The 7197-nt window shown below is 38.6% G+C and carries 12 protein-coding genes; 11 read left to right on the top strand and 1 reads right to left on the bottom strand.

The features are described from left to right. Nucleotides 1-568 precede the first annotated feature (568 nt). From D6D85_RS11525 to D6D85_RS11480, 11 genes are all read left to right on the top strand, one after another. Complete coding sequence (locus D6D85_RS11525) at nucleotides 569-1045, top strand: hypothetical protein (protein ID WP_125672186.1); 477 nt, start codon at nucleotides 569-571, stop codon at nucleotides 1043-1045. Next, nucleotides 1042-1440: a hypothetical protein gene (locus tag D6D85_RS11520; protein ID WP_125672185.1), complete on the top strand. Its 399-nt coding sequence runs from the start codon at nucleotides 1042-1044 to the stop codon at nucleotides 1438-1440. The genes D6D85_RS11525 and D6D85_RS11520 overlap by 4 nt, the downstream gene beginning before the upstream one ends. Next, a complete protein-coding gene (locus tag D6D85_RS17075; protein WP_272914442.1) occupies nucleotides 1412-1543 on the top strand; it encodes a hypothetical protein in 132 nt (43 codons plus the stop codon). Before D6D85_RS11520 ends, D6D85_RS17075 begins: the two co-directional genes overlap by 29 nt. Nucleotides 1544-1656: 113 nt before the next feature. Next, the gene (locus D6D85_RS11515; protein WP_125672184.1) at nucleotides 1657-1821 is read left to right on the top strand and encodes a ribbon-helix-helix domain-containing protein; all 165 of its coding nucleotides are present in this window, start codon (nucleotides 1657-1659) and stop codon (nucleotides 1819-1821) included. After that, complete coding sequence (locus D6D85_RS11510; RefSeq protein WP_125672183.1) at nucleotides 1814-2338, top strand: hypothetical protein; 525 nt, start codon at nucleotides 1814-1816, stop codon at nucleotides 2336-2338. The genes D6D85_RS11515 and D6D85_RS11510 overlap by 8 nt, the downstream gene beginning before the upstream one ends. A gap of 4 nt (nucleotides 2339-2342) precedes the next feature. Next, on the top strand, nucleotides 2343-2732 hold the full coding sequence (locus tag D6D85_RS11505) for a hypothetical protein (protein ID WP_125672182.1): 390 nt from the start codon (nucleotides 2343-2345) through the stop codon (nucleotides 2730-2732). Between the two features lie 276 nt (nucleotides 2733-3008). Further along, nucleotides 3009-3227 (top strand): hypothetical protein, encoded by a 219-nt coding sequence (locus D6D85_RS11500; protein ID WP_125672181.1) that lies wholly within the window; start codon nucleotides 3009-3011, stop codon nucleotides 3225-3227. Between the two features lie 51 nt (nucleotides 3228-3278). Further along, nucleotides 3279-3545, top strand: coding sequence for a hypothetical protein (locus tag D6D85_RS11495; RefSeq protein ID WP_125672180.1), 267 nt, complete (start codon nucleotides 3279-3281; stop codon nucleotides 3543-3545). 74 nt (nucleotides 3546-3619) lie between these two features. Beyond that, complete coding sequence (locus tag D6D85_RS11490) at nucleotides 3620-3901, top strand: hypothetical protein (RefSeq protein ID WP_153184013.1); 282 nt, start codon at nucleotides 3620-3622, stop codon at nucleotides 3899-3901. 2 nt (nucleotides 3902-3903) lie between these two features. Further along, nucleotides 3904-4188 (top strand): hypothetical protein, encoded by a 285-nt coding sequence (locus D6D85_RS11485; protein WP_125672178.1) that lies wholly within the window; start codon nucleotides 3904-3906, stop codon nucleotides 4186-4188. Then, the gene (locus D6D85_RS11480; RefSeq protein WP_125672177.1) at nucleotides 4157-5866 is read left to right on the top strand and encodes a DUF5906 domain-containing protein; all 1710 of its coding nucleotides are present in this window, start codon (nucleotides 4157-4159) and stop codon (nucleotides 5864-5866) included. Before D6D85_RS11485 ends, D6D85_RS11480 begins: the two co-directional genes overlap by 32 nt. Nucleotides 5867-6224: 358 nt before the next feature. Here the strand turns inward: D6D85_RS11480 and D6D85_RS11475 are convergent, their stop codons facing one another. Further along, nucleotides 6225-6881 carry a hypothetical protein gene (locus D6D85_RS11475; protein ID WP_125672176.1) on the bottom strand — a complete coding sequence of 219 codons (657 nt, stop codon included), beginning with the start codon at nucleotides 6879-6881 and terminating at the stop codon, nucleotides 6225-6227. Nucleotides 6882-7197 lie beyond the last annotated feature (316 nt).

The raw sequence follows: 7197 nt of genomic DNA, 5'->3' as shown, positions 1-7197 counted from the left end.
TAGCTGAGGAGAGAGGTTTTCAGTCTCAGCATAATCAAAATATAAAAATAGTTATAAAGCCTAAAGCTCTGGAGATGAAAATTTTCCTTAGGTTTTTTAGTTTTAGGAAAAAGAGTTTCAATAAAATCTAAGCTAATGGAGGGGATATTTTTCAGTTAAAAATTAGATGTGTTTAGGTGAACATTGCTCAGAGAGGCTCTATTTTTCAATTAAAAATTAGATGGCTCAGGGATGCTGTGTTCACAAATTTGTGGACAGTCGAGAGGGGGGAATTAGTTTTAAATCTGTGGAATAGAGGCTTGAAAGGACACTTATTTATAAGGGGGATTCTAGGGGGGGATGGATTGTTCACAAATTTGTGGACAAAGGGGGGGAGGGGGGAGGGTTTAAATACCTCAATTTCATTCATTCTTGTGAAGCAAATTCCTATTCTAGGTTTTTGTAATCTATTTTCCAGATTTTATGAATAAGGAGCAAAATAAGCTCTAGGAAAGCTCAGTTTAGCTCATAGTTTTAGAAACGTTAGCTTTTTATTACCAAATTGGTAAATTGCTAGGGGGATGTGGATATGGCATGTGGTGAGAAGTCCCCAGACATGTCCCAGATAGGTGATGAGGAGAGGAGGCTTCTCCTCTCTGAGGAATTCAGGAGAATTGTGGAGGAGGAGGTAATAAAGGCGGACTACGAAGGGAGACTGATAAGCACATGGAGGAACTTCGTCGTCTTTGGAAACTGCGGACACATCATAATAATGGATGAGGACAGAAATAGGCTCTTTTTCGTGGCTCACAAGATAGATGAGGCTGTCGATTTCCTTCTCAACTCAAGGGACATAAAAATCCTTTGGATGAGGCATGAAGGAAACTATGAAATAATTGATGATATAGACAGATTCATAGTCAGGATCTTTGATGATGAGATAGATGGGGAGGTAAAGGAGTTCAAGACTGAGGAGGAGGCTCTTAATTTCATAAAGGAGAGGGAAATGAGGGTTCACGGATGCTTTGATGTGAAAAAAGAGGAGGAGGAGGTCGATATTCCATGAGCATATTTGAAAAAAGGAAAATCCCTGTCTATTCACCTTTGAATGATAGAACTTTGGAAAAAAGGCTGAGTGATGAGGAGAAGAGAAGGATAAGGGGATATGAGGAAAAAGCTCTTAGAATAGCTGATGAGATCCAGAAAAAGGTTCAAAGAGCCTATATTCTTGGAATAGAGGTTAGTGAAAGAGGTTTTATCATAGAATGCGATCAAAGGACTCTAACAAAGGATGAGTTTGATGAGATAAGGGGAATAGCTGATGAACATGGCTTTTCCATAGACTTTGAGGCAAAGCCTTATTGTGATCAGATAAGGGGAGGATTGGAAATAAGATATGAGTTTGTTGAGAAAAGGGGAGGTGAGCTGAGAAATGACAATAGATGGAATGGGAGATCCTGAGGAAAAGAGGCTCATAGAGGAGGAAAGGAGGAGACATTTCCCCTCTTTCCTTTGCAGGTGGTATTATAGAGGGAAAAGAAAGGAGGGGATGAGGGATGAATGAGCTAGGTATAGAGGAGATAGCTGAAAAGCATAATCTAAAGCTCTCATTTTTCATAAACCCAGAGAGCTACTATTTCCTCCTTATTCACTTGAAGTTTAGGGAGGAATGAGAAAATGGCTAAGAGGAGAGATTCCGTTATGAAGTCTCTTTACATCCCTGTTGATCTGATGAACGAGCTTAGAAAAATAGCTAAGGAGGAGGAGACATCAGTTAATTCCCTGATTGTAAGGGCAGTTGAGGAATATGTTAAAAGGAGGGGAGGGGATAGGGATGGCTGAGGAGGAGCTTAAGGGATCTGTCTGTCCTAGATGCTCTTCTCTGATAGATTATATTGAGAGGAGGGAATCAGGGGGAAACACCTATCTCTATGCTGTCCATGTTGAAAAGGAGGAGGGAAAGAGGAGGCTGAGGAAATGCTATCTTGGGCCAGAAAATCAATATATCTATGTTTCGAAATTGCACACAAGGGAGGGACTTGATCTAAGGGGACTTATGGACTATGAAAGGGCAATAGAATATCTCGAATCCTTAAAGGAATATTTCAGAGGAGTTTCACTAAATGATGGTAAAAAGGAGGAGATAGCTAGGATAGGGATGGATCTCTTAGAGATAGCAGGGCTTCAGAATATAGCCTCTGAGACGATAAAAATAGATGGGGAGACACTCTCTGATGTGATGCAATATTTTATGAAAAGGAAAACTAAGGGGATGACTAAGGAGAGGATAGAGAGAGCTAGAGAAGTTTTCAGAAAAGTTTTCTCAAAGGGGATAAAGACGATAGTTGTGGAGGGATGAGATCATGAAAAAGGGAATTTCCAAGTTTTTCAGAAAGCTTAAAAGAGCAATAAGGAGGTTTTTCAGGAGAAAGATCCTGAGAAAAGGAGTTAAAAGGACATATACGGATGCTGAAAGGCTAGCTTGGTATATCTATAAGTTTTCATCTTCATGCGGAGCTTTCAAGGAGAATCCCACAAAGGAGAATTTAGAAATGCTGAAAAAGACTACAACACAGCTGAATGAAAGATTAGGGATAGAGCTAAATGGCATTTTAGAGATAGCTGAGAAATACCTTCAGAATCCATGCACGGATCTAAAGATAAGCTTAAATGAAAAAGCAAGGGATCTAATCATGGAGATAATGGAGAAGGGATTAGTGAAGGAGGAGGAGATAGAGGAGGGGGATGATTAGATGAGGATAAATGAGAGGGAGAAGGAGGCTATTATAGCCTGTATTATATGCAAACCTCCTTATGAGGAATACGAGACAGAGAGAAGGAGAAGGAGGAGACAGGGAGATAGAAAAGGCTGAGCTTTCCCATATCCCTTTTTTCGAAAAAAGATCTAGGAACCACATCATCAGGGGGGAGGTTTATCCCCCCCTCTATGATGTGGGACGTGAAGTTCGACCCAGCTATGCTTTTATATAGCAAAGAGGTATATAAAGATTGAGGGAAGGATCAAAGAAATGGCATATCAGAAGGAGGAGAAAAAGGAGAGGAGAGGGATAAAGGAGATGGAAACCTTTGATAACGAATACAATGGAAAGATTGTTAAGATAAAAGTTACAACAGGAGAAGTAATTCAGGGAAGATGCGTTACAAGTAAATATTTTATAAAGATAATAGGGAATCCTGTTAAATATGTGAACAAAGCTCATATCGTTCTTATTGAACTTATGCAATAGGCACAATAAAGGTTTATAAATGGCTTTTTGAGAAAATTTCATAGTGAAAAAATGATGGAAATCCAGGATCCCAGATTAATAAGAGAGAGGAAAGTTTTATTAAAACTTTTAGAGATGGGAAAGGAGAGGAAAAGGAGAAGCTATAACAAAATAATAAAATCCTTGATAAAGGAGGGGATGACTGAGGCTAAGGCTGTCTTCATAACGGCAAAGCTCATAAATGAGGGAATTCTGAGGAGAATAGGGAGCTATTTCGACAGAGCAATCTATGAGATAGACGTTAAGGCATTAGAGAGGCTTTTAGAAACTGAGGAATAGGGAAAACAGAGGGGAAAAGAGGGAACTAAAGTTTATATAGGAGATCATTCCTAATCTAGGATAGAGGGATGAGCATGGGGGGATATGTAATAGTCCCAAGTAAGAGGTTTTTGGGTCTGATGGGACTTTTAGATGAGGCAAAAAAGAACAATAAGAGGACGTGGATAGAGATCATAACAATAATGATGGGGAAAGGAGTTTCTAGAAAATATGCTGAGCTTATTGTCGTGGAATTAAAAGCTAGGGGGATAATAAAACCCATCAATGAACCTCATCACCCTGTTATCTATGAGATAGACATCAAGAAGCTTGAGGAAACTTTATCTCCTCTTAAAGAGATGATTGAGGTCAGATAAAAATGGAAAAAGAGAGGACAGAAAAGGAGGTTCTCAAGGAGAAAATCCCATGTGGTGAGAAGTCCCCTTCATCATTAAATAGTGGTGTTCTGAATAAAAATTTTTCGTTTTCACAGAATGAGGAGGAGATAGAGGAATGGATCCATGAGACAGCAAAAAGAATAGCTGATGTGATAATCCTAAGATATGCTTTTTCTGAGAAAGAGGCTTCGAAAATTCAATCTTTCTTTTTCCCAAGAAGAGGAGGGATGATATATGAGAAGGAGGAGGCAAGGAGCCACGAATAAAAATAGGGAAAAGGGGGATATAAATCCTTATCAGGGATTATCCCCTGATGGGATAAGACAGATATTTGCTAATGCTCTATCTAATGCCCTGGCTGAAAAAATACAGGATATAATGCCATCTATCGATATTTGGCTCTCAATGTCCCATTTAGAAAAGAAAAGATGGTTTAAAGAGCAAAAAAGAGGCTTTCTATTGCCTTTAGCTTTAGGGAAAGCACTAGCTAGGGGGATATTAACACCAAAGCCAGAGGATGATCCCACAGAAATAGCCTCATCTTTGGAAAACATGAGGGAGATCTTTAACAAAAGAATAGAGTTCAGGGATAAGCCATCTTTGATATATGAGATAATAAGGGAGCTAATCGAGGCTCAATATATGGGATTCGTGAACCTTAAAATTGAGGAAAGCAAGGAGGGAGAGCTTTATGCCTATTTCCCCCCTGATAACATATTAATGGAGCCTAAGGAGATAACAAACCTCCTTATTCTATATGGGATAAGTGATTCCCCAGATATGCATATAGTAATAAGCACAGCCTTAAAGGAGATTCAAGCACAAGCTGAGGAAATAGGAATCTATGATATAAATCCCCCTGATCTTCTCCCTCTGAGCAATGGGAAAGTCCTAGATATGAACGATTTAAAGGTGAAATATGCTGAGGGGAAATATTTCACAAAAATACTTGTGAATTATCCCTCTGAGAGCTTCTTAAAGGGAATAGAGGAGGAGACGATAGATGAGAGCTATTTCAAAAATGAAGCTTGGTATAAGATCATTAGACAACAATATGATGAAGCGAATTGGGAGAGGCTAAAGCTATGCTTAGGCACGATATTAGCAGGGAAGAACACGGATGAGAAGATAAACATAATAACAGGGGATCCAAGATCAAGGAAAACCACACTATTATTTAGGCTTATAAAACCTGCTTTGGGATCCTTTGCAGTCTCAGGGGATCTAAAGCAGATAGTGAGCAGAAATAACCGATTTGCTCTGCAACATGCCTTAGGATCTAAGGTTATGCTGATGTCTGAGGCAGGGGACATTATAGTTAAGGATATTGAGATACTAAAGAGGATAACAGGAGGAGACACGGTCTATGTTGATATAAAACATAAAAATCCAAGACAACAGGATATGTATTTATGCATGTTCATAGCAACTAATGAGATCCCAAGATTCCCAAGACTGACTGATGAGGCTCTATTAAACAGGATAAACATAGTAGAAACAACAAATCCACATGAATGGACAGAGGATGAGAGAAAGCTGATGAATGAGGTAAATATAACCTCATTTTTGGAATTCCTCATCTATTGCACCTATTTGGTCAAAAAGAGGGGATGGATAGTTAAGGATGAGGAAGAGAGGGAGAGAACCTATCAGCTATTGATAGAGTCTCAGTCTAATGTCTCAGAATTCCTAGAGGAATGTTGTTCTTTCGCTGAAACTTACGAAATCGAGGGAGAGATGTTATATCAAGCTTATGAAAATTGGTGTAAGGAGAACAAAGTATTCAGAGAGGGGAGAAACACATTTTACCACGACGTTGAGCTATTAGGAGCTGAAAAGGGAGTTAGAAGGATAAAACCAAAAAATAAGGTTTGGTTCAGGGGAATAGATCTAAAGGAAATTGTTAAGAGGAGAAGCCAAGAGCCTATCGAATATATGGAATAATTCAAAAAGGAGGTTAGGATGTTAGGTTTTTTTCCGCACTTTTTCTAGCTATATCCCCCCTTTTTTTATTGAACATATGCATATAACCCCCCCCATATATGTCCCCCAAATAATTGCTGAAAAACCTAACAATCTAACCCCTTTTCTGAAATATTCCTTTCCTTTACATATTAGGATTAGGCTCTCCTTTCCTGGATTTTGCTGTGTTCACAAATTTGTGAACAGCTGAGATCAGCATCCCATCCCCACAATTTTACGGGACATTATTTCACAGATTGATATGCACCACAAATTTGTGGACAGCACAGCCAAGAAAGAGATCCCTTAATACAATCAGGGAATATCCTTGATCTAAGCTTTAAGTCCCCTCCTCCACATTCTCCTCTTTTTCTGATTTTTCAGATTCCCTTATATCCTCTTTCTTCTCCTCTGGTGTTATAAGCCTCCTTATCTCATCCTTTCCCTCCTTTGTGGAATCGAGATAGTAGCAAAGCCTACTTGCCGTTATCCCCATTATAAAGAGCATCTCATCTAGATGGGAGTTGTTTTCCCCTATCTTTATTTTTATCCTGGCAATAGCCTCATCAATCCCTTCCTTCCATTTAGCGAAATCCCTGTTTTTCAACAATCCATATAAAATATTTACGAATGTATGATATTTCATAAGATCAGTTCCTCCTTCCCCATAAGCTCCTGCTATCCTCCTGATAAGGAGTGTTATATATGCCTTGAAAAGGTGATATTTGGCGAATCCCATCATCTCCCACACATTTATATCCCCTTTCCTCCTTATTGCATATTTCTCCAGGGTTCTAGCAACAGAAGACCATATTTTTATCCTCTCCTCTGGTGCTATAAGCATGAGGATTTTCACATATTGAAAGATGAGGTCAATTGTGCTCGTTCCTTTCTTTTTTTCTTGCAATATCTCATCTATATATACCTTCACATTTTTAGTAACTATTAGCAGGGGAGTTGGTCTTCTATATTCTCTCGAATTGCTCTCGTAACCCATACCTAATTAAGAAGAATCGGATATAAAAATCTATATCCCCTAATGGCAAGATTTTTTATAAAGATCTATTTGAATACTTTTATATTATGTTCATATTGCTTTTCATATCCTTTTTGACAAATATATGGAATAAGATTTAGCTCTAGGGATCATCCCCCTCCCATTCAGCTCCTCTGTCCACAAATTTGTGAACACATCTCAAGCCATTAGATTCAATTTAATATTTATGAGATAACATGGAGGAATTCATGGATATTCCCCTCATCATATCTTAGCTTTATTCCTAGAATCTATTCTGAATAATAGATCAGCCATT

This window comes from Candidatus Methanodesulfokora washburnensis, from assembly GCF_003947435.1.
Lineage (GTDB): Archaea > Korarchaeota > Korarchaeia > Korarchaeales > Korarchaeaceae > Methanodesulfokora > Methanodesulfokora washburnensis.
This window is presented reverse-complemented; position numbering and strand designations above follow the sequence as displayed.